The organism is Vibrio sp. D173a (assembly GCF_030248475.1).
In genome coordinates, this window is record NZ_JAHGAH010000079.1 from 39,794 (window position 1) to 58,870 (window position 19,077).

The following is a 19,077-nucleotide window of genomic DNA, read 5'->3' on the forward strand; positions in this document are numbered from 1 at the left end:
ATGGAAACAGGTGAAGTTCTAGTAATTGACCTATTCGCGGGGCCTGGTGGGCTTGGCGAAGGCGTATCGTCAGTAACGCATGAAAATGGCAATTTACCGTTTAAAATTGGCGTGTCAGTCGAAAAAGAACCATCTGCACATAAGACCCTTACGACCAGAGCTTTTTATAGGAAAATTCAAGATGCTGAAGGCGGTTTGGATAGTTATAACGCGTACTTAAACGGCCAGATAACACGTGAGCAACTTTTTGAATTGTATCCTCAGCAAGCCGAAGAAGCTCAACAAGAGACCCTGTTTTCTCCTCATGCCTTGGGTGACGACAACGAATATATTCATGAACGTATTCGAGAGCTAACCAATAATCATGATGGACCAAAAGTTGTGATTGGTGGTCCACCCTGTCAAGCTTACTCGTTAGCTGGTCGCTCTCGCAATGCAGGTATAGAAGGTTATACAGCTGAGCAAGATCACCGTAACTTCTTGTATAAAGAGTATTTAAAAGTACTTTCTCTTGCTCAGCCTGATGTTTTTGTGATGGAGAACGTTCGTGGCATTCTATCTGCTAAAGTCAATGGAGAGCTGATGTTCCCTAATATCTTAAGGGACTTACGAGCACCTGGGCGTATCACTAGAATTGCAACTCCCAGATATAGAGTATTCTCGTTAGTGGTCAACACAGAAAATGTAAATAACCCGATTTACAATGACCCGGCCGACTTTCTGATTAAAGCTGAGAATTATGGTGTTCCTCAAGCTCGCCACCGTGTAATTTTATTAGGTGTTCGTGCTGACGTTGAAGGAGTTCCCGGGACGCTGGCACGAAGAGAAATGAAAACGACTGTAGAGCAAGTTCTATCAGATTTACCTAAACTAAGAAGTGGTTTCTCTAAGCGTAAAGATGAAGTTAAAGAATGGGAAAAGGCAGTTTCAAAAAACGGTACGCGAGTTAAGAATTTGCTGAAAAAGCAATTTGAGAATGCTCAAGATTTAGATCTTAAGCCGTTTAAAAAACTTAACAGAAGCGAGATTCAGCCAGTAACTCACCCCGAAAAAATGCCAACTCATCTGATTCAGTGGTATCGCAATAATGCTCCAACATGTGTGCTTAATCATGAGACTCGTGGTCATATGGAAAGTGATTTGTTGCGCTACGCATTCAGCGCAGCGTACACCAAATTGAGTGGGGGGACTTCACCAAAAGCGAGGGACTTTCCTGATGGTCTTGCTCCTGAGCATGAAAACTGGAAGTCGGGCGCTCATGCAGACCGTTTTAGAACTCAAGCTGCGAATAAGTGTTCGACAACAGTAACTAGTCATATTTCTAAAGATGGTCACTACTTTATTCACTACGATCCAAAACAATGCCGAAGTTTAACTGTGCGTGAAGCTGCTCGTTTACAGACCTTTCCAGATAACTATAAATTTGAAGGGAATAGAACGCAGCAGTATGTTCAGGTAGGAAATGCTGTGCCACCATATTTGGCACAGCAGATTGGTGAGGTTGTTATGATGTTACTTGAAAGGTCTTAGCTACTCTGGGTGAGAGTAATCCGGTGTGCCTATTCGGCTGAAATGAGACCCCAATCGTTCGACAAATGAAGGTATGAACTCATTTGATAGTCTCGCATACTTACCTGCTTTAAAATGCTGTACTTCTTCACTATCTTTGGCTATATAAGTGATTTTTTCAAATTGAGCATGTAGTGGGCCATAGGTAACAGAACCCGGTTGTTTAACTTCAGGCAATATGTGTCGAGATATTTTGACTCCCGCAGAAGGAAACAGGCCGTTTATCTTGCCTCTGTGTCTTTGGCAAGAGTTATCTGATGTTTTTAATTCTTTCTCGGCTTGCTCTAATTCGCTTTCTTTATCGATTATATCTTTTACAGTTTTTGATAACTCAGACTCTATTTCAAGTAATAATTCAGTCAAGTCTGCAATTCTTAAATTGAACTGAGTTATTTGTGCTTCATCTGTAGCTGTGGCTTTATTGTAAATGGCCTGGCTAATTGAAGATACTTTACGGTTTTTGTCTTTAATTACCTCTTGCTGCTTCCTTTGCAGTGCCTTTAAATTTTTCTTATGATCTTTTACAGCGGCTTTCTTCTGTTTGTTGTCTTCAAGGAGCGGCGCTAATTCTGCTTCCAGTTGCTCCCTTTCAACAGATTTATCCTCGAGCTCAACAAATTGATAATTCGTGTGTTTATCCTGTGCTATTTCACACCTAGGTGTAACGAGGATATAGTGCTTATTATCGACTAATGTAATATCACCAGTATCTAATTTATCGTGAATCATAGGCCCTGTGAAGTAGTACTCCTCAGGGTGGACTCTTTGTGTTTCATTGAGAAACGATGCGTGCAGGTGTGTTGCCATGTGTCGAGTCAGTGCAGATTGAGTCGAACCGGTGAGTTCATTGTTAGTCCACATGTCCCATCTTGGCCATATCGATTCATAAAACAGTTCAGCCATTGAAGACTCAAACGATGTCCTTAGGTTTATTATTACCTCAAGAATTACTCTATGTTCATCAGAGAGCTTTTTTAATAATTCAGATTTAGATATCTCTAATCGATTGATGATATCAACACAGTTTTGGTATCTGGAATCTATACTTGCTTCCGCATCTTTTGACTGTGCTGTGTATACAGTGACAAATGAGATCTTTTTATTAATAATTTTATTAAAAACATCTACGCCATCTGTATTTCTGTGATTAGATTCTTCAGACTCTTCTTTTAATCGAATGTCTATGATTGCTGCGTCAAACTGGAAGTTAGATATTTCGGACTCCGCCTCTTCGAGGGTACTTGCATACCTAACATTGAAAGAGAATGGAAAGTCATTTGATTCATTTAGTACATTAAATCTAGGTATTAAGCGCTTCCACTCAGTTAGCTCCGCGTCTTTATCTTCAACTATTAATAGGTTTATTATACTCATTCGATCTTACTTCATTACTGGAAATTTGATAGTAAATGTTGTTTGAGAGCTCTCTTCTTCAAAATAAAGAGTCCCCTTACTGCTTAAAACAGCCTCCTTAGCTATTGCTAACCCCAACCCATGCCCTCCAGTTTTCATTGTGAACCCAGGTTCAAATAATTTGTCAAAGTTAACACTATTAATAATTGGCCCGTTATTACTGACATTTATTTCAATCATATTGTCATATTTTGTAGCTGAAATTGTAATCAGTTTATTGTCGATGTCTACTGTGCCCAGCCAATGCGTAGCATTTGATATCAGGTTCATCAGGGCTGCTTGTAGATCTCCCTCGTGACCAAAGCATTGTAATTTTTTGTCGACATCGATCTGAAGGAAAACCTCTGAATCGAATCTTATTGTTTTTGTTAAACGCTCTACTCTGTTGACTACCTCAAATAAACTGAAGTTTTTAGGATATCCTCGTTTGCGACCCGAAATAGGGTCTAAGTCTTTAAAGAGTTTACTAATTCCAAGGTGACCATCTTTTAGAGTTTTAATTTCCTGAGGTAAATCTCCCCGAGCAATGTCTCCTCTAGGACTATCATCCAATAGTGATGGACCAAAGTCCTGTAAAAAGTCCCTAACACCACCAATTGATCCTAGATAGCCTCCCCCCTCGTGGAGTAACTCTGCTACAACATCACCAAGTGTCGCGCGTGATTCGAGAATTTGGATATAGTCTTTCATCCCATTAAGTACGTTATCTAGTTCATGTGACGTTTTATTTATTTCAACTTTGATTGTTTCTTTATCATCGCTGGAAAGAGAGTGTACAGACTCTATAGCTTTTGAAATGCTCTCCATCGAGGCCAGTTTGAATGCCTTGTTAAAGTCTTTTTTAGGCTTTCGACTGATTCCAGCTTTTTCTCTGAATTTAAACCTGACAGCTTCTATATGGAGTAATAACTCGGTCACTAACTGTTTCAATCTGTTAAAAGAACCATTCTCCTCTAAACCCTCTCGACTACTTCTTTCAATTAAGTTAGAAGATTGTTCGTCCGAGACTTTTATAGATCCATAAACTTGTCCATGGCCGATTCTAAGAGAGGGGTTTTGAACACGTCGCTTTTCTAAATTCAGCCAGTCATTTGAGTGGTGGCCATAAGGTCTTATTCTGAATTCATGTCTAAAAATGCCTATACCGGTACTTTCCGATATGAATTTTCTAGCCTCATTTAATGTGAATTTTTTATAGTCCAGTCCCATACGTTCAAAAAGAGATGAAATTGAATCTCTTTCCAGATCGAAAACTCGTAAGCAGATAGAAAATTTACCACAGGAATTTTGACCTACTTCTAAAGTCGGGGCCTCTAGTTGTATTGCTTGTGGTTTATTATCCCCTCTAACAATATTGAATGTACCCTCAAAATGCCCTTCTTCATCAAAAGAACCTTCAACTTTGTAATGACAATGGTCTCCAATAGAATACGGAGCGATTTTTTGCTCTGATGGTTGTGATTCTGAAGGGGGTTGCTCGGCGTTCTCTTTAATCAATGTAGAAAGCGTTTTGTTGCTTTCGTAGAGGAGCTTTTGACCATCAAAATCATAAGGAGAGAATGTTTTCTTATCAACTTCTTCTCGTTTCTTTGCATTTCTTATTTGTTCTAAATATTCTTTCTTTTCTTGAGATTGCTTAAAAGCGCTAAGATCAAAAATGATATCAAACTTATCAGATGTTTCTTCTTGGGGAGTTGCTAATCTTCGGAGCTCTTGTATGAGTGATCTTAATTGGTTTTCGGTCCAAATTGTCTTCAAGTTTGAAATCTTGATTTCAACACCACACTTATCATTAAGGGTTGTTGGTTGTTTTTTAATGTCTAGATCAATTTCCTCTAAGTACTCGGCCTTCTCAAAAATATCCCAATTAAACTCTAGCCTACATTTTTGTAACTTATCATCTTTTAAAATCGTACTTGTTAGGCTCATTGTGGAGCCTAACCTTGCAGTTGCAAAGCGGCCTACACCTTTGGCACCTAATACAGTCCTTTTACCTGAACGCGATGTAAGCTTTTTTGTTTTTTCGTCTGTCGCAGGTACAAGCCATACATGTTCTATATCATGTATTGACATCCCATGCCCTTTGTCTGAGATGGTTATCGAACCTTCCTCAATAACTGGGCTAGTTATATCGTTTATATCTTGATGCCTTGGAGGGACGATTTTTATCTTTACTTCGGGCGAATCGGCATCATAAGAGTTTTTCACTAGCTCTATGATTGCAGCTTCTGGACCACTAATTAGTTTATCGCCAATAGTGCGAATCAGTCTTGCTCTTGGTTTTAATTTAGCCACGTTTGAACCTCAGAGTTTTCTATATTTTCTTCGGCTACCAACCTTCTCGGTCTCAATCACGCCTTCTTTAAGAAGGATGCCGAGAACGCTGTAGGTAAGGTAGTCTTGTTGGTTTCCGTTGTGATCTGATTGTAGGCCCAAGTAATGGGCGCAATCTGAGTTATAAATCCCTTCCGGGTTCTCTTCTGACAACGAGATGATTGAATCTTTTAATAGTTTTAGCCCCAATTGTGCTTTCTCGATTGCACCATTCGGGACGGTAACTTTTTCATTAATTTTTCTATTAATCGAGCGCGGTATTACTGTGTTGTATAGCGAACCACCAGTGTCTACTGTCCCGAAGCTAGAGATAAGTTCTAACTCAATTTGAAGAGCCTGTTCTTCTGATAGCCCTTCTACTAGCTTTGAAACAATAGGGGTGTATGCTGACTCTAAAATCTGTTGAATGAATTTGCCTTTGCGAGTTCCATCGACCTTTTTAAGGTGATCGGTTGCTCGACTGCCAGTACCTTTACCAATGTAAAATACTTTAGCTGGCTTTTCTCGCGGGTCTTTCAGAGAGTAGACGTAGTATGTGTTGGGCATCTGTTACTGCCTCTTCTCAAACGATAGTAATCTTTTCACGGCTCCCACTCCGCCTCTCTCTATGTCTAGGGGCAATCGAGTATTAAAATTAATATACATTTTTGTGATTTTGCGTTTGCCCAAATGATATGTTGAGTTATTAGTTAACCTTTAATGTTTACTGATTCTTAGTTCAGTATGAGTTTCGTAAGGAATGACGATGTTTTCCTTAATGGAACTATATTAGACGCAGTGAAACACATAGATATTACTATTAATTCATATCGTTCGGTATAAAATATACCTTTCTGTTGCAGATTTTTTTAGAGTTATGGGGTTGATCAATATTAAGTGGATCAGTTTTAGACAAGTTTTCAAAGATATGTATGAAAAAGGCTGCCAAATGGCAGCCTTTTTTAGTTTTCAAGCAAAGGTGTTAATGTCCCTCCCCCGATAGGACAGGGGGATAGTAACCTAGTCGTATATTAACGATACCGCTTGGTAAGTTGAATGCGAGTGAGCTCAAAAAATGAGTCCAGCCTCTAGCACTTCTCCATGATTAACGCGACTCGCCCCACAACTCTCACTTCATCTTCCTCGACGGTTAAAGTCGAGCCATTGAAGCTAATCGCTAGTTTCTTGCCTGGTAAGCGCTGAATATCGTTTAGCGAGAGTAGGCCGTCCATATCTACTAGGTATCTGCCGCTTACAGCTTGGCGAGATTCTTTATTAACGAGGAATGTATTCTTGCCATCTTGAATTGCCATCACGTTGATAACATCAAGCTCATTTAGGAAGGCTCTATCTAAAGCTAAAGTTCCTTGATTCACTAACTTGCCATCTTCAATACGAAAGCAATCAGCATCAAAAATCTTTTTCGCTTCGTTTTTCTTTGAGAAATGAGTGTACGCAGCTGAGCTCTCATACGGCTCACCTTCACCTAATGTAAGCCACTTAATAGAAATTCCCGTTTCCAAATGCAATCGAATAACGATTTCGTATGGAACTAAGTTTCGATGTCTCCAAGTACCAACGGTTGACTTAGGTAAACCAAATGCATCAGCTAGAGCCTGATTTGAGTTGGTATTTGTGGCCAACATCAACCTTTCGATAACTTCTTTGCCACCAACATACTCTGGCGGACGAATTGGGAATTGACATGTTTCCATATGCGATCAATAATTCCAAATGAAATCGGGCGAGCTGGAACTCTTTTACCCGAATAAATACAACTTATAGCTAAACAGGATAGCACTATGCTCTCATATCAAGTAGTCCTAAATACGCCTTTCATGACGTACGACCAATACTCTCAGTTCTCTGGTATGCCAAAACGCACCATCATGGATTGGGTTGCAGACGGTCGCTTACCTATTAAAACCAAAGCAAAAGGTAAAGAAACACCGTTGATCAATATGGTGGCTTTACTGGAAATCGCGACACGTGAAGCCATGCAAAACCTAGGTTGATATCCATGCGCTTATCTTCCCTGATTCCAACCAAAGAGTATTGTCCGCTTTGGTTCAATATTCTTGGTTGGGGTTTCGTTTTCATCCCGTTTGTCTTCAATTGAGTATTGGTTATGAACGAAATTGACTCAATGTGCGAATTCCGTGGCTCTAAACAAAAAGCATTTAACGAAGCGTGCTGTGCATTTGCTAACTCGGAGAACATGACCAAGTTAGCAAAAGTCGTGGGCATGAATGCGACTATGCTGCGCAACAAGCTTAACCCCGAGCAACCGCACATCCTTACCAATGTAGAACTTGTGTTGATCACCAAGGCCAGTGGCAACTTCACCATTCTTAATAGCCTTTTGCTTGGCCTTGGTGTGGTAACTGCACAAATCCCAAATGATGCGAGTGAAGAAACTTTCATTAAACGCGCATTAGAAAACGCGGTGCACTCGGGTGATTTATCCCGCATGGCTCTAGAGCATGCTGGAACTGATCGCCTAAGCCGAACCAACAAGCACATCATTATCCAAAAGGCACAGGCGGGCATTAGCAACCTTGTGCTTCTTATCAACGATATCGAAAGCCGCACAAAAGGCGTTTCCCCATTCTTAGCCATGAGTGTGGATTTGGTCGCCAATGGTTCGGCTATTCCCGGACTTGCCTAACTCATTAACGAACAAAGGAAGTTTTACCATGATAAAGATTGAATTAAACACCCTTGAGGAAGCGATTCATATTCATAACATCGCGGCTATCAATGCTCATAAATACCAAAACAATATTATTAAGGACCATGAGTGCCAGCAGAACGCCAATGTTCGTATTTGGAAAGACATTCGTGATCAAGCAATCAAGCATATTGAGAAGTTGGCCGCAGCGAGGGACGTTGCCTGATGGAGTACGTTGCGATTCGTTTATTTGGTGATGGCGCAATGAAGCGCCACAAACATACTCAAGAGCTAGAAGCCACCACTCTTGGGGATTTTGAATGCATGGATGAGGCGATACAGCAGGCTTGCGAGCAACTCAAATGTAATCACGTCCGTCACGGTGTATTGAGTGAAGGTGAAGGCGAGGGCGGTTTTATCGTCGTTGATACTCAGGAGTTTGTTGAGATATGAGTGCTAAAACTGTTACCCCACCATGCCACTTGCCTTGCCCTGACTTAGAACATTACTCGTTAACTCAGGAAGACAAAGAGCGAGGCCTTATTTGTTTAGAAAGATTGCGCAAAGAGTTTGCTGCGATAAGGCAAGCAAACGAAACGCCACGAGAACGACGCAAAAGACTATGGCTTGAGAAGTTAAAGCAAAAGTCTTTGCGGCTCCCGAATCGTGAAATAACGCACCGCTAAACAGCATGATAAAACACAAAATCAACTCGTCTAATCCTCTCAATCGACTCCCGAGCAATCTGCATCGGGAGTTGCTTTCTTATCTGGATAACCAAAAAGGTACATCCCAACTTTCTTATATCAATGGCGAGTGGGTTCATGATGGCCAACTGACGCCAAGAGAAAGGGTCTTTGAGTTTGCGTCGACTACAGCGAACAGACTTAAATTGCCATATGACATTCGAAACTATATCGACAAAGCCTCTGCCAGTAGGTTGAAGAAGTACGGGTTTAAGCGTGCGTTAGACTTTATTGAAAAGCGAAGCAGCGCGGTTGCGGCAGCGTTCTCTGTATTACCCGAGCCATGGTGGAAAGTCGATAGCGAAATCAAAATCGCTAAGCTGGCCATAGAAATGGCAGGGCGCTGTGGTAATCGAATCAGATTGGCTTCTGAGCATGGTATGTCACCAATGGAGAGCATTGGGTTTATTAACGAGTTTACTGGGGCTTCTTTATGGCTTCCTCAATTTGCTCATGTAGAGAATTCTAACCAGGCATACTCGATGATATGTCGACTGATGGATGAAGGGTTTTGGCGTAGAGCTATTGGCCGTATCACAGCGGCCGTATTTGAAAATGCTCGCCGTGCTGCAGGTATGGTTTCGCCACACAGTTCTCCTTATGCCTCCAATGCGGCTTGTGAGTGGTTAACCATTCGGCAGGACCGACAAAGAGAGTGGATTGAGCTCATGGCCATTGAATCTGAGAGTGGCGATGTGGTTGATCTTAAAACCGTCATTGATTCGTCCCAAAGTAACCCGGCTAATCGAAGACATGAACTGATGACTCGTATTGCTGGTTGTCAGGAATATGCAGAGAGCAATGATCATGTGGCTGTTTTTGTCACGATGACGGCACCTAGTCGTTTTCATAGACTTAAAAAGCACGGTAAATACTGGGTAGAAAATCCTAAGTTCGATGGCGGCAATCCAAAAGACGCGCATGCTTGGTTAAGCAAAGGTTGGAACTTGTTTAGAGCCTGGGCGGATTATCGTGAATTGACTTATTACGGTATGAGGGTTGTTGAGCCTCATCAAGATGGAACACCGCATTGGCATGGTGTATTTTTCATGCCTCTTGAGCACGTAAAACCGTTTGTTGCAGGGCTTCAGTCTTATCAGTTCAGGGAAAACGGAGAGCTTTATTTCGAGGATGGCTCCCCAAGAACAAAAGCTATTAAGGCGCGATTCGAGGCAAAACTGATCGATAAGTCGGCAGGCGGTGCCGTGGCTTATCTGGCCAAATACATATCAAAGAACGTTGATGGTTATGCGCTTGAAGGTGAAACCGATCTAGACAACAAAAGAGCGAAGCTTCAAGAGACCGTGAAAAACGTGACCGCCTGGTCGCGTACATTTTGTTTCCGTCAATTCCAATTCCAGAAAACCCCACCTGTCACCATTTGGCGTGAGCTTCGCCGCATCGATGAAGAACAAGAATACTGCCTATTTGAGAAAGCAAGAAGGGCGGCCGACAACGGCTTTTTCTCGGCTTATATGGATTACATGGGCGGACACCGGCTTCGTTCATCTGAGCGACCGATCCAGTTGGTTAAAAAGGAAAGAGAAAACAAATACGGTGAAATTGTCGAGGTAACTGATGGGGTCAAAGGGTCCGGTTTGGTTGTTTATACACGGGAAACGGAATGGAAACTTGTTAAGAAAGACTCCGACTTGTCGGAGGCTTCTGAAGGGAGCGGGAGCGACCGACCTTGGTCCAGTGGCAATAACTGTAGAATTTCACCCAAAGGCCAACAAATCATCGATAAATTTTTCCTAGAAATGGAATTAGATAGGAGTGATCCCGAATGGGAACGCTTCATGAAGGCGGAAACGATATCAAGTCCACATTAATTTACGTGTGAGAGAGCCTAAAAAAGAGATATGCCACACTAGAATGCTGTATGTATATACAGTATATTTCTTATGTCATTACTAGGGATCTCGATATGTCTGATAAAAATCAAGTATTTCAACAAGCATTAGAGCTAATCATAGACGGGGTAGCATTGGGTACAGAAACTGAAAGCCGAGCGCAGATCGGGGCGTATTTGATGGGATTGGTTGTCGCAGATAATCAAGGCAAGCTTGATAACGATAAGGTGGAAGCCATCGAAATGATCATTCAAATGGCCGATGAGGCGGATAGCCCTGAATTTAAGCTATAGCATCGAGAGCTGTTGCTTCAGCTCTTTCTGTTGTTCTGGGCCTAGTGCTTTAACCAGGCTAAAGGCCATTTGCGAAGTTGTTTTTGCAGAGGGGCTAAGAGTATGGCTGAAAGACAGGTTCATCACAAAGGTATGGCCGCACTCAGGGTCACTACAACTACAATATAAATCGCTATAACTCGCTGAAATACGGTTTGATTTTTGTATGCGGGCTTTCTCGCCACACTCCTGGCAAATTACTCTCATATGACACTATGAACTTATCGAAATGATAAGCCCATGGTACTAAATTATGGTGAGGATTTATACAGTTCGATTGTTTTGTTCTACGCTAGGAGAGACCTATCATTTCCTGCAAAGTGATGGGTCAGCAGCAAACCTCTTAGCGTAAAATGGGAGGTGGCCTATCGGAGTACCCGAACACGCTTGTAGACCAGCCTTCTCATACTTGGATTCATAAATTGAAGGGGTTATTAGTATTAAAACAAAGGCAATTCCGACGAATGCTAATGAACATAGCGGTATTGCTCCACCATATCTATCTTCCCAACGTTCCCCTGTAATGAAGAAAAAAGCGCAGATTATGGTCGTTATGAGTGTAAAAATGCCCATAGGAATTAGGGCGAAATTGAATCTTGAGTATGTTTCTACATCACTGATGGGATCCCAGAATTCTATGATATTTAAGCATCCCGCATAGAGTGAATACACTGTAAGTGCAGCAAGAATTAAGATCGCTGTTGTGAGGGTAAAGGTTATTTTAGTTTTATTACTCACGTTATTTAATCCATTCTATCAATAAGATTTATTGTCCAGAATTCTAGGCGATTTAGAAAGAAAATAAGATTAAAGAAATAGTGCTTTTTACTAAATCGCTTTTGATGTGCTTAACATCACACTTTTTGGTTGCTCTAGTGTATCTAGGCTCGCCTATATTTTGGACTAAAATAGAGCTAACCCACGGAAAACGCACTCCTCCTCCCCACCTGCAGCGTTTTCGATCCATTTTTTCGCAATTCTATTTCAGCGAAACTCTGCTAGCGTGGTAGAGGGCAAAAAAACTGTTAGTAAAAGGTAAGAATGGGATCATACTGACCAGATTTTATGTCGGAAAAGTACTTTAATGAAGATTAAAAATGATTGCTAAACGTATATATAAATAGAGTGGGGTATAGCCCACTCTTTTATATGTGGATTTATCCTATTTAATAAAGTTTCTCAATAAAAAACTTAACTTTATTTCGGGCAATTACCTTCTACGTGGTAAACAATTTGCAACTAACATGGTAGTAACCTCCATTACTGTAGGTTTCCTGTGGGCAACATAACCTGCATCTATCTCTAAGTTATCATATATACCAGCAACTGCATATGTGGCTTGTTCAAAAGCAACTCTCATAACATTTAACCTTTCTGGATTTTCCTCCAATTCCCCAAGTTGTCTATCTACGCATCGGCTAATATTTAGGTTGGCAGCTTTTTCAATTAATAATTCATCTTGTTCAGTTAATTTTGTTGTATTAGCAATAGCGCCTGTTGAAGCAAAAATAAGGGTAGCCAATAAGGTTGTTGTTAGTTTCATAATTAAAAGACCTATAACTTTTTAAATTTTAAAATCAATGATGTGTAAATTTAACATCCCGTTTACTTTAATCTAAAAGATAAAACTGACAAAAATGTTTTATTTTTCTGAAATTGAAATTTGTGATTTATATTTATTTTTTGTGTAAGTGTTGTTTTTGAAAGTGAATAGAACAATGATGGAGTTATAAAAAAACCGAAGGCAGCAACCTATATCTACTAACTAGTCAGCCAAAGCATAAATACATCACCAAAAACGCACTCCTCCTCCCCAACTGCAGCGTTTTCGATCTCATTTTTTCGCAACTCTATTTCAGTGAAATTCTGCTAGCGTGGTAGAGGGCAAAAAAACTGTTAGTAAAAGGTAAGAATGGGGTCATGCTGACCAGATTTTATGTCAGAACAGACTTTAATTCAGATTGAAGCAAAAAAATTATTAGCGAATAAATAAAAAGAGTGGATATAAGCCACTCTTTTATTACTTGGATAACTTTACAGAGTATTGCTCTTTTTGTGTGGCAATTAGAAAGTAATACCGCACTTATCAACAGAACCACGTAATATTACATCAGTATTTGATTCGTTAAGGCCGACGTCATTAGCCCAAATAATTATCGTTGAAGCATCGTAGCTTAGTTGTATTTTATCGAATGCACCATCAGCAGTCACTACGCTGAACAAATTAAATTCATCGCGCTTTTTCTCACCGCGACAATATGGATAAGTTGCACACTCCTTAGCCAAATCATCATGATATGACTCTGTAACATTTTTCACACAGTCCTGAAATTGTTCGTTTGCGTCATATGCACTGGCAGAAAATGGAGATAATAAAATTATAGAAGTGGTGACTGTTGATAAAAATTTCATGGTTTTTTCCGTTAAATAAAAATTATAGATAAAAATTCAAGTATGAATAAATTAATTTCTTGCTGGTACAATGCAGCTCGAAACTAACATCATAGCAGCAGTACTTGTTGAATATGGAATTGGAGAATCATGAGGTATCTTCTCACTAAAGTGTTCAATAAAAGCTACCGCGCCCTCACATGCAAGTCCTAGTTCCATTTGCAACTCAGTTGATTTCGTAAGTTTTTCAAGTTGTTGTTAGTTTCACTATTAAAAAACCTATAAGTTTTTAAATTTTAAAATTAATGATGTGTAAATTTAACATCCCGTTTACATTAATCTAAAAGATCGAACTGACAAAAATGTTTTATTTTTCTGAAAATGAAAATTGTGATTTATGTTTTGTTTTTTTGTAATTATTGTTTTTGAAATTAAGAGAGCAATGGTGGAGTTATTTAAAAAATCGAACACAGCAACTTATATCTACTAACTAGTCAGCTAAAGTATAAATACATCACCAAAAACGCACTCCTCCTCCCCACCTGCGACGTTTTCGATCTCACCTTTTCGCAATTCTATTTCAGCGAAACTCTGCAACTGCTAATAAAGGTTAACGAGCCGTTAGCCCTTTAGTAATCACGGGGCTTCCTGAAAGTTAATGGTGCTCAGAATGGCTTATATTGCGTCTAATGAAATTGCGAAGAGTGCAAAAAGTTGCAATAAATTGAAATTATGACGATCCGCGATGATCTGTTGAGTCTTTTTAAGTGCCTGAAATATTTGAATTTCTGAATTTTAGGTCAGTTTTTAAATGATCATTTGTGTTTTTTGATGATCAGTTTCGTATCGCTTCAGCCCTTACTGGATAAGGGCTGAGCGTGAATCGGAGAGAAAAACAAAATTGCAAAAAATGTCACTGTGTTTACGTGGCAACGTTGTCCAGGTTAAAGGTTAAATGCAGACTTTCCGGCACTTCCGGATCACCGTTAACGGCATCCATGAACATCTCGCAAGCTGGAATGACTTCATTTTTGCAGTAGACGTAATCGAATTTAATAGGGTCACCACGGGTCCCACCATTAGGAATAATGGCAGCGAGCTCAACGGGGAAGCGGTGGCCAGTGATCACCTCTTGCGCAGTCACGTTCTTAATCTTTTCATATTCATCTTTTGTGGCAATATCGCCAACGGGTATAAGCTGTATACCTCTCTCATTGCCGTTCGGAATATTGATAAACATCGAACGAAAGTTACCTACGCCGCGGCTCGAAGCCATCTTTTCTTTCAGGTCATCTTCATCTTCTTTACTTAGGTTTGGGTCGGTGGCGTAGAAGATAAAGCCCATGTGCAAACCGTTCTTATAGTACCGGCGGCGAAAGGTGGTCGAGTCCTGGCTTAGAAGTGCAGATTGAACACACCCTAAGTAATCGGGCCCACCATAAACCTGCTGAACAGGGTCATATTGCTTGATGAAAATGATGTCCTCTTTCTTGTAGCGTTTTTGTTTGTTGTCCCGCTCTAGAAAAGCGAAGTCACCGTTCTTACGTTTTCGCAAATACATGGTGGGGATTGGCCAAAGGCCTACGACTTTGCCTAAATAGTTACGCAGTTTAAGCAGGGCAGTATCACCGAACTCCAAGAAGTCATGCACAGCTGACTGCATTTGTTGTTTCTGCATACCGCCTTGAATGTAACGGCCCGCGATCATATTACGTCGAGCCATTAAGATAGATCCATGATAGGCGTTGGCTCGCGTGAGTTTGTTTAAGCCCGCTCTATCAAGCGGTGGCTCCCAATAGTCGCCATCGTCGTTGTAAAAGAGCTCGCTGTAATCGTAGTTGGTAAAATCACGATTCATGATCTCAGGCTCACCAAAGCTGAACATAAAGCTTTCGTCATTGGTGATTTCTTTCGTGCGTGTTTCTGTTTTCTGTTCAGTCATAGAGTTACATCTGCCAAGTTGATTTGCGTTTTTCTGAGTGATCGAGCGGCTCGTTAATGCAGGCATGAGAAATCGCCCAGAATGCGTCGGCGTGTCCGGTTAACTCGCTGCGCTCGGCTTTGAAGGTCATGCTGTTACCGCTGTTGGTGGTCGCCCGCTTAATGGCCATGAAGGCCATGGCAATGTCTTTGTGTTCAGCATCAAATTGAATGCGATTGGCTTCGACTACATCAATCATCTTCATCACCAATCGGTTTTTACTCTCGTTGCTGTATTGAATGGCCACGGTTTCTCGCGGGTGCTTTTTGCTGAGTAAGTCATACACACCCGCGCCAATACCTGTGGTATCGATGCCCAAATAGCTCACGTTGTAACGCTCAAACACTTTTGAGACTTGCTGAGCCTGGTACTGAAAGTTCAACCCGCGCCAATAGTGCTTTTCCAGGACTCGGAACTTTTCAATGGCGACAATAGGCGGGGCCACAACAACTAAACAGGCGTTGTCTCGGGTTCGGCTTGGGTCGTAACCTAACCAAACTTCACGCCGGTCGAAGGGATCGTTGTCATTGGGCTTGAAGTCTTGCCACCGGCTAATATCCACCATGGCTTTTTCAAGCGCTGAGAACTTAAAGACGGAGCTGGCGCCATCGACGAAGATACACATAAACAGATTATCGAAATCGTCTTTGCTGTATTCGTCGCGCAGCTCATCAATATCAAAAAGCTCACAGCCTCCTGCTGCGGCATCCTCAATTGTAACTACGTAACGCCACTGCTTGTCAGGGCAGAGGCGTCCACCGTCTCGATAGTCGTCAAAAGTCGGAAATTCAATATTGGCGCGGGTATCTCGACCTTGGCGCCATTGGTCACCTGTCCAAAAGGTATAAGCCTGGTGCGTTTTAGCCGAGGGGGTGGAGAAGTAGGTTTTGCGCCAGTTCTTGTGGGTCGCCATGGCGGACGCGAGTTTGTTGAGCTCATCGAATTTAGGGATCCAAAAGTACTCATCCACATAAACGTGGCCATGATAACTTTGCGCGGTTTTAGAGTTGGTCGAAAGAAAGCGCAGCTCTGCGCCATTAGAGAGAATGATCGGGTTGCCGGTCAATTCGATGCCTAAGAACGCTTGAGCAATCGCAATGATGTAACTTCTAAATACTTCTGCCTGGGCGCGAGACGCTGACAAAAATATCTGGTTGTCACCCGTCAAAATCGCGTCCTCTAGCGCCTCACCGCTGAAATAGTAGGTCGCGCCAATCTGACGTGATTTCAGAATGTTACGTGTACGCTGATGCAGGTTGTTACGCATCGTGTGCTGATATTCAAAGAGTGATTCATGCCAGGTTGCAAAGTTTTCTTTGGTCAGCTCATCAATGTGGTTCTTCTTTTTACTTTTTTTCTTGTTTGACTTGTCGTCAGACTTTTTGGAACGCGAGTTATTTCGATGAGTGTTAGTCGCTGCTTCCTTTTCTGTTTGAGCTTTTTTCTCTTGGGTAGATTGGGCTTGAGCGTGGAATTTTTTTAGCTGTACATGGTGCTTGATGAGTCTATCAAGCATATCGAGTTGGCCTTTGGTGGGATTTTCCAACTCAAGCAGGGTTTCAATTCTGCGCGCGATCGACTCATCAATCGTTTGTTCGCGCAGCATGTCACGCCATCCGTGTTTGTCAGCCCAGTGATAAATAATTCTTGTGCTGTTCAAACCTAACTCGGAAGCGATTTCTTTGGGTGTCCAAGCCTTTAAATACAGGGCTCTGGCTGCATGTCGTGTTTCAGGAGTATATGCCATGAGCCAATAATAAGCCCAGTTAACTCCTTAAATTGCATAGCAAAGTTCGGATAATTTCGGATAGTGCTCATATCCGAATTGGTCGGAATTGAAGTGGCTGAAACGGCCGATTCAAAGGCGTATTGTGAAAACTCAAAACACGAACTGACCAATGAACAATAGGTACACACTCAAATGGCAAAAATCAGCGATTGGAAAATTGTAGCAACCGAAGGGCCAACGGTTGATGGTCGGAAGATCACCCGCGAATGGCTCACGCAGATTGCCGAGAATTATGCCCTGAGTGAATACACCGCATTGATTTGGCCAGAGCATAAACGCTTTGCTGGTTACGGCAGTAACTGGGGCAAAGTGCTTGAAGTCAAAGCCGAAGAAGTGGACGGCAAAATGCGCTTGTTTGCCAAGCTTGAACCTAATCAATACTTACTTGAAGCCAATAAGTTTGGGCAGAAGCTGTTTACCTCCATTGAACCCAATCCAGATTATAAAGGGCAAGGAAAGTGCTACCTAATGGGGTTAGCCGTGACCGATTCCCCAGCATCGTCTGGTGTGTCATTACTTCAGTTTTCACGACAAGAAGGCCACACCACAGAGCTCAGTTGTAGCCAACTGGAAGCCATCAACTTGGATGAGTGCTATTCCAAAACCGATCGCTTTTTTGCTCTGTGTAATGCCTTTTTCAATTCTGGTGACGAACAGCCAGAGCCACAACCGGAATCTGAACCAGAGGAAGAAGAAGTGACCGAAGAACAACTCAAAGCTGCCCTGAAAGAGCAGTTCGGCATCATGAAAGGTGAACTGAAGGATGAACTCAAGCAAGAGTTTGACCTGCAAGCGCAAACGCCTAATGAACCCGAATCCGTCCTTGAAGGCGAAGTTCAAACGTTCTCTTTAGAGCAGTTTTCCAGTGAATTGGAGAAGCAGCTCGCGCCCGTCACCGAGCAAGTAAAGAGCCTAGAAACCCAGTTCGCCGAGCTTAAGCAAGAAGTCCCAGGGCAAAAGCCTAGTGAAGATGGCCATGGCGGCGAATCAATTGTGGAGGTGGTGTAAATGCTAAATGCCGTATCGACTCAATATTTAGATGAATATTGTCAAGCCGTTGCTAAGGCTGGCGGTGTAGCGGATGCATCAAAGCAGTTCAACATTACCCCAGTGATGGAAACCAAGCTTCGCCAAGCGATTGTCGAATCGGACGCGTTTTTAAATCGTATCTCCAATATCTCGGTTGACCAGATTAAAGGTCAAGTGATTGATGTGGGTGACGCAGGTCTACTGACAGGGCGTGTCAAAGACGGTCGTTTCATGGGCGCTCTTGACCAAAGTGGTAACACCTATGAGTTAACCGAGACCGACTCAGGCGCTCACATTAATTGGATCACCATGACCATCTGGGCGAATTCAGGTGGTAAAGGTCAGTGGATGAAGCTGATGAATAACGCCATCACACGTAATTTTGCGCTCGATAAGCTGCGTATTGGTTTCCACGGAACCTCGATTGCGGGTGAAAACACCGACCCGAAAGCGAACCCAATGGGTGAAGACGTTAATAAAGGTTGGCTGCAGCTTGCAAAAGAAAAGGCTCTGGCACAAGTCCTGCCTGGTGCGAAGCTTGACTCTACGAGCAACACAGACGGCGCGTATAAAAACCTCGACTCGCTCGTGAACGATTTAATTAACACCACGATTCACGAAGTGCATCAAGACGATCCGGATTTGGTTGTGCTGATTGGTCGCAACTTAGTCGCTGCAGAGCAGCATCGCTTGTTGGAATCGGCGGAAGTACCGACTGAGCATAAAGCCGCGCAAAGTTTGGCGAAGACAGTGGCAGGCAAAACCGTCTACACCCCACCATTTTTCCCGCCCAATATGATTTGGGTAACGAACTTAACCAACCTGCAAGTCCTGACTCAAAAAGGGACGCAGTGGCGTAAGTCTCGTAATGAAGAAGACCGTAAACGCTTTGAAACGTCATACCTGCGTATGGAAGGGTATGCCGTCGGTAACTACCACAAGTTTGCCGCGATTGAAGACGTGACTGTTGTTGAACCTGCGAAGGGGTAG

The 19,077-nt window shown here is 42.1% G+C and carries 19 protein-coding genes; 9 read left to right on the plus strand and 10 right to left on the minus strand.

Translation table 11 applies throughout. The features are described from left to right. Positions 1-1,530 carry a DNA cytosine methyltransferase gene (locus KIV40_RS09460; protein ID WP_285348845.1) on the plus strand — a complete coding sequence of 510 codons (1,530 nt, stop codon included), beginning with the start codon at positions 1-3 and terminating at the stop codon, positions 1,528-1,530. On the opposite strand, the gene KIV40_RS09465 is transcribed toward KIV40_RS09460, so the two are convergent. The 4 genes from KIV40_RS09465 to KIV40_RS09480 form a co-directional block, all read right to left on the minus strand. Next, positions 1,531-2,943 carry a hypothetical protein gene (locus KIV40_RS09465; protein WP_285348847.1) on the minus strand — a complete coding sequence of 471 codons (1,413 nt, stop codon included), beginning with the start codon at positions 2,941-2,943 and terminating at the stop codon, positions 1,531-1,533. It abuts the gene before it with no gap. Between the two features lie 6 nt (positions 2,944-2,949). Then, entirely contained in the window at positions 2,950-5,277 is a 2,328-nt protein-coding gene (locus KIV40_RS09470; protein WP_285348849.1) for a sensor histidine kinase, read from the minus strand. Between the two features lie 9 nt (positions 5,278-5,286). Continuing rightward, positions 5,287-5,862 carry a GIY-YIG nuclease family protein gene (locus tag KIV40_RS09475; RefSeq protein ID WP_285348851.1) on the minus strand — a complete coding sequence of 192 codons (576 nt, stop codon included), beginning with the start codon at positions 5,860-5,862 and terminating at the stop codon, positions 5,287-5,289. A gap of 521 nt (positions 5,863-6,383) precedes the next feature. Next, positions 6,384-7,010 (minus strand): phage repressor protein CI, encoded by a 627-nt coding sequence (locus KIV40_RS09480; protein ID WP_285348853.1) that lies wholly within the window; start codon positions 7,008-7,010, stop codon positions 6,384-6,386. A gap of 87 nt (positions 7,011-7,097) precedes the next feature. Here KIV40_RS09480 and KIV40_RS09485 point away from each other — a divergent pair, with 87 nt between their 5' ends. The 6 genes from KIV40_RS09485 (at position 7,098) to KIV40_RS09510 (ending at position 10,858) form a co-directional block, all read left to right on the plus strand. After that, positions 7,098-7,310, plus strand: coding sequence for a hypothetical protein (locus KIV40_RS09485; RefSeq protein ID WP_005530092.1), 213 nt, complete (start codon positions 7,098-7,100; stop codon positions 7,308-7,310). Between the two features lie 113 nt (positions 7,311-7,423). Then, positions 7,424-7,963 carry a phage regulatory CII family protein gene (locus KIV40_RS09490; protein WP_285348855.1) on the plus strand — a complete coding sequence of 180 codons (540 nt, stop codon included), beginning with the start codon at positions 7,424-7,426 and terminating at the stop codon, positions 7,961-7,963. Between the two features lie 28 nt (positions 7,964-7,991). Next, positions 7,992-8,192, plus strand: a complete 201-nt coding sequence (locus KIV40_RS09495) for a hypothetical protein (RefSeq protein ID WP_285348856.1) — start codon at positions 7,992-7,994, stop codon at positions 8,190-8,192. After that, entirely contained in the window at positions 8,192-8,419 is a 228-nt protein-coding gene (locus KIV40_RS09500) for a hypothetical protein (RefSeq protein ID WP_255943430.1), read from the plus strand. The genes KIV40_RS09495 and KIV40_RS09500 overlap by 1 nt, the downstream gene beginning before the upstream one ends. Before the next feature lie 238 nt (positions 8,420-8,657). Next, entirely contained in the window at positions 8,658-10,544 is a 1,887-nt protein-coding gene (locus tag KIV40_RS09505; protein ID WP_285348859.1) for a replication endonuclease, read from the plus strand. Positions 10,545-10,639: 95 nt separating this feature from the next. Next, positions 10,640-10,858 (plus strand): hypothetical protein, encoded by a 219-nt coding sequence (locus KIV40_RS09510; protein WP_010645267.1) that lies wholly within the window; start codon positions 10,640-10,642, stop codon positions 10,856-10,858. On the opposite strand, the gene KIV40_RS09515 is transcribed toward KIV40_RS09510, so the two are convergent. From KIV40_RS09515 to KIV40_RS09540, 6 genes are all read right to left on the minus strand, one after another. Beyond that, a complete protein-coding gene (locus KIV40_RS09515) occupies positions 10,853-11,104 on the minus strand; it encodes an ogr/Delta-like zinc finger family protein (protein WP_285348862.1) in 252 nt (83 codons plus the stop codon). The genes KIV40_RS09510 and KIV40_RS09515 overlap by 6 nt on opposite strands. Before the next feature lie 99 nt (positions 11,105-11,203). Then, entirely contained in the window at positions 11,204-11,635 is a 432-nt protein-coding gene (locus KIV40_RS09520) for a DUF2079 domain-containing protein (RefSeq protein ID WP_285348864.1), read from the minus strand. A gap of 472 nt (positions 11,636-12,107) precedes the next feature. After that, entirely contained in the window at positions 12,108-12,440 is a 333-nt protein-coding gene (locus KIV40_RS09525; protein WP_285348866.1) for a hypothetical protein, read from the minus strand. A 521-nt stretch (positions 12,441-12,961) separates the two neighbouring features. Beyond that, positions 12,962-13,309, minus strand: a complete 348-nt coding sequence (locus KIV40_RS09530; protein ID WP_285348867.1) for a hypothetical protein — start codon at positions 13,307-13,309, stop codon at positions 12,962-12,964. Between the two features lie 901 nt (positions 13,310-14,210). Continuing rightward, positions 14,211-15,230, minus strand: a complete 1,020-nt coding sequence (locus KIV40_RS09535; RefSeq protein ID WP_255904645.1) for a phage portal protein — start codon at positions 15,228-15,230, stop codon at positions 14,211-14,213. A 4-nt stretch (positions 15,231-15,234) separates the two neighbouring features. After that, the gene (locus tag KIV40_RS09540; RefSeq protein ID WP_285348870.1) at positions 15,235-17,016 is read right to left on the minus strand and encodes a terminase large subunit domain-containing protein; all 1,782 of its coding nucleotides are present in this window, start codon (positions 17,014-17,016) and stop codon (positions 15,235-15,237) included. Positions 17,017-17,190: 174 nt separating this feature from the next. On the opposite strand from KIV40_RS09540, the gene KIV40_RS09545 reads away from it, so the two are divergent. Both KIV40_RS09545 and KIV40_RS09550 read left to right on the plus strand, forming a co-directional pair. Next, a complete protein-coding gene (locus tag KIV40_RS09545; RefSeq protein WP_285348872.1) occupies positions 17,191-18,066 on the plus strand; it encodes a GPO family capsid scaffolding protein in 876 nt (291 codons plus the stop codon). After that, positions 18,067-19,077, plus strand: coding sequence for a phage major capsid protein, P2 family (locus KIV40_RS09550; protein ID WP_285348874.1), 1,011 nt, complete (start codon positions 18,067-18,069; stop codon positions 19,075-19,077). It abuts the gene before it with no gap.

Bases quoted from the DNA above. Each gene is read 5' to 3' on its own strand.
- KIV40_RS09540 (WP_285348870.1), bottom strand. From the start codon at position 17,016: ATGGCATATACTCCTGAAACACGACATGCAGCCAGAGCCCTGTATTTA.
- KIV40_RS09515 (WP_285348862.1), bottom strand. From the start codon at position 11,104: ATGAGAGTAATTTGCCAGGAGTGTGGCGAGAAAGCCCGCATACAAAAA.
- KIV40_RS09535 (WP_255904645.1), bottom strand. From the start codon at position 15,230: ATGACTGAACAGAAAACAGAAACACGCACGAAAGAAATCACCAATGAC.
- KIV40_RS09510 (WP_010645267.1), top strand. From the start codon at position 10,640: ATGTCTGATAAAAATCAAGTATTTCAACAAGCATTAGAGCTAATCATA.
- KIV40_RS09495 (WP_285348856.1), top strand. From the start codon at position 7,992: ATGATAAAGATTGAATTAAACACCCTTGAGGAAGCGATTCATATTCAT.
- KIV40_RS09550 (WP_285348874.1), top strand. From the start codon at position 18,067: ATGCTAAATGCCGTATCGACTCAATATTTAGATGAATATTGTCAAGCC.
- KIV40_RS09500 (WP_255943430.1), top strand. From the start codon at position 8,192: ATGGAGTACGTTGCGATTCGTTTATTTGGTGATGGCGCAATGAAGCGC.
- KIV40_RS09465 (WP_285348847.1), bottom strand. From the start codon at position 2,943: ATGAGTATAATAAACCTATTAATAGTTGAAGATAAAGACGCGGAGCTA.
- KIV40_RS09525 (WP_285348866.1), bottom strand. From the start codon at position 12,440: ATGAAACTAACAACAACCTTATTGGCTACCCTTATTTTTGCTTCAACA.
- KIV40_RS09475 (WP_285348851.1), bottom strand. From the start codon at position 5,862: ATGCCCAACACATACTACGTCTACTCTCTGAAAGACCCGCGAGAAAAG.
- KIV40_RS09545 (WP_285348872.1), top strand. From the start codon at position 17,191: ATGGCAAAAATCAGCGATTGGAAAATTGTAGCAACCGAAGGGCCAACG.
- KIV40_RS09490 (WP_285348855.1), top strand. From the start codon at position 7,424: ATGAACGAAATTGACTCAATGTGCGAATTCCGTGGCTCTAAACAAAAA.
- KIV40_RS09480 (WP_285348853.1), bottom strand. From the start codon at position 7,010: ATGGAAACATGTCAATTCCCAATTCGTCCGCCAGAGTATGTTGGTGGC.
- KIV40_RS09485 (WP_005530092.1), top strand. From the start codon at position 7,098: ATGCTCTCATATCAAGTAGTCCTAAATACGCCTTTCATGACGTACGAC.
- KIV40_RS09505 (WP_285348859.1), top strand. From the start codon at position 8,658: ATGATAAAACACAAAATCAACTCGTCTAATCCTCTCAATCGACTCCCG.
- KIV40_RS09530 (WP_285348867.1), bottom strand. From the start codon at position 13,309: ATGAAATTTTTATCAACAGTCACCACTTCTATAATTTTATTATCTCCA.
- KIV40_RS09460 (WP_285348845.1), top strand. From the start codon at position 1: ATGGAAACAGGTGAAGTTCTAGTAATTGACCTATTCGCGGGGCCTGGT.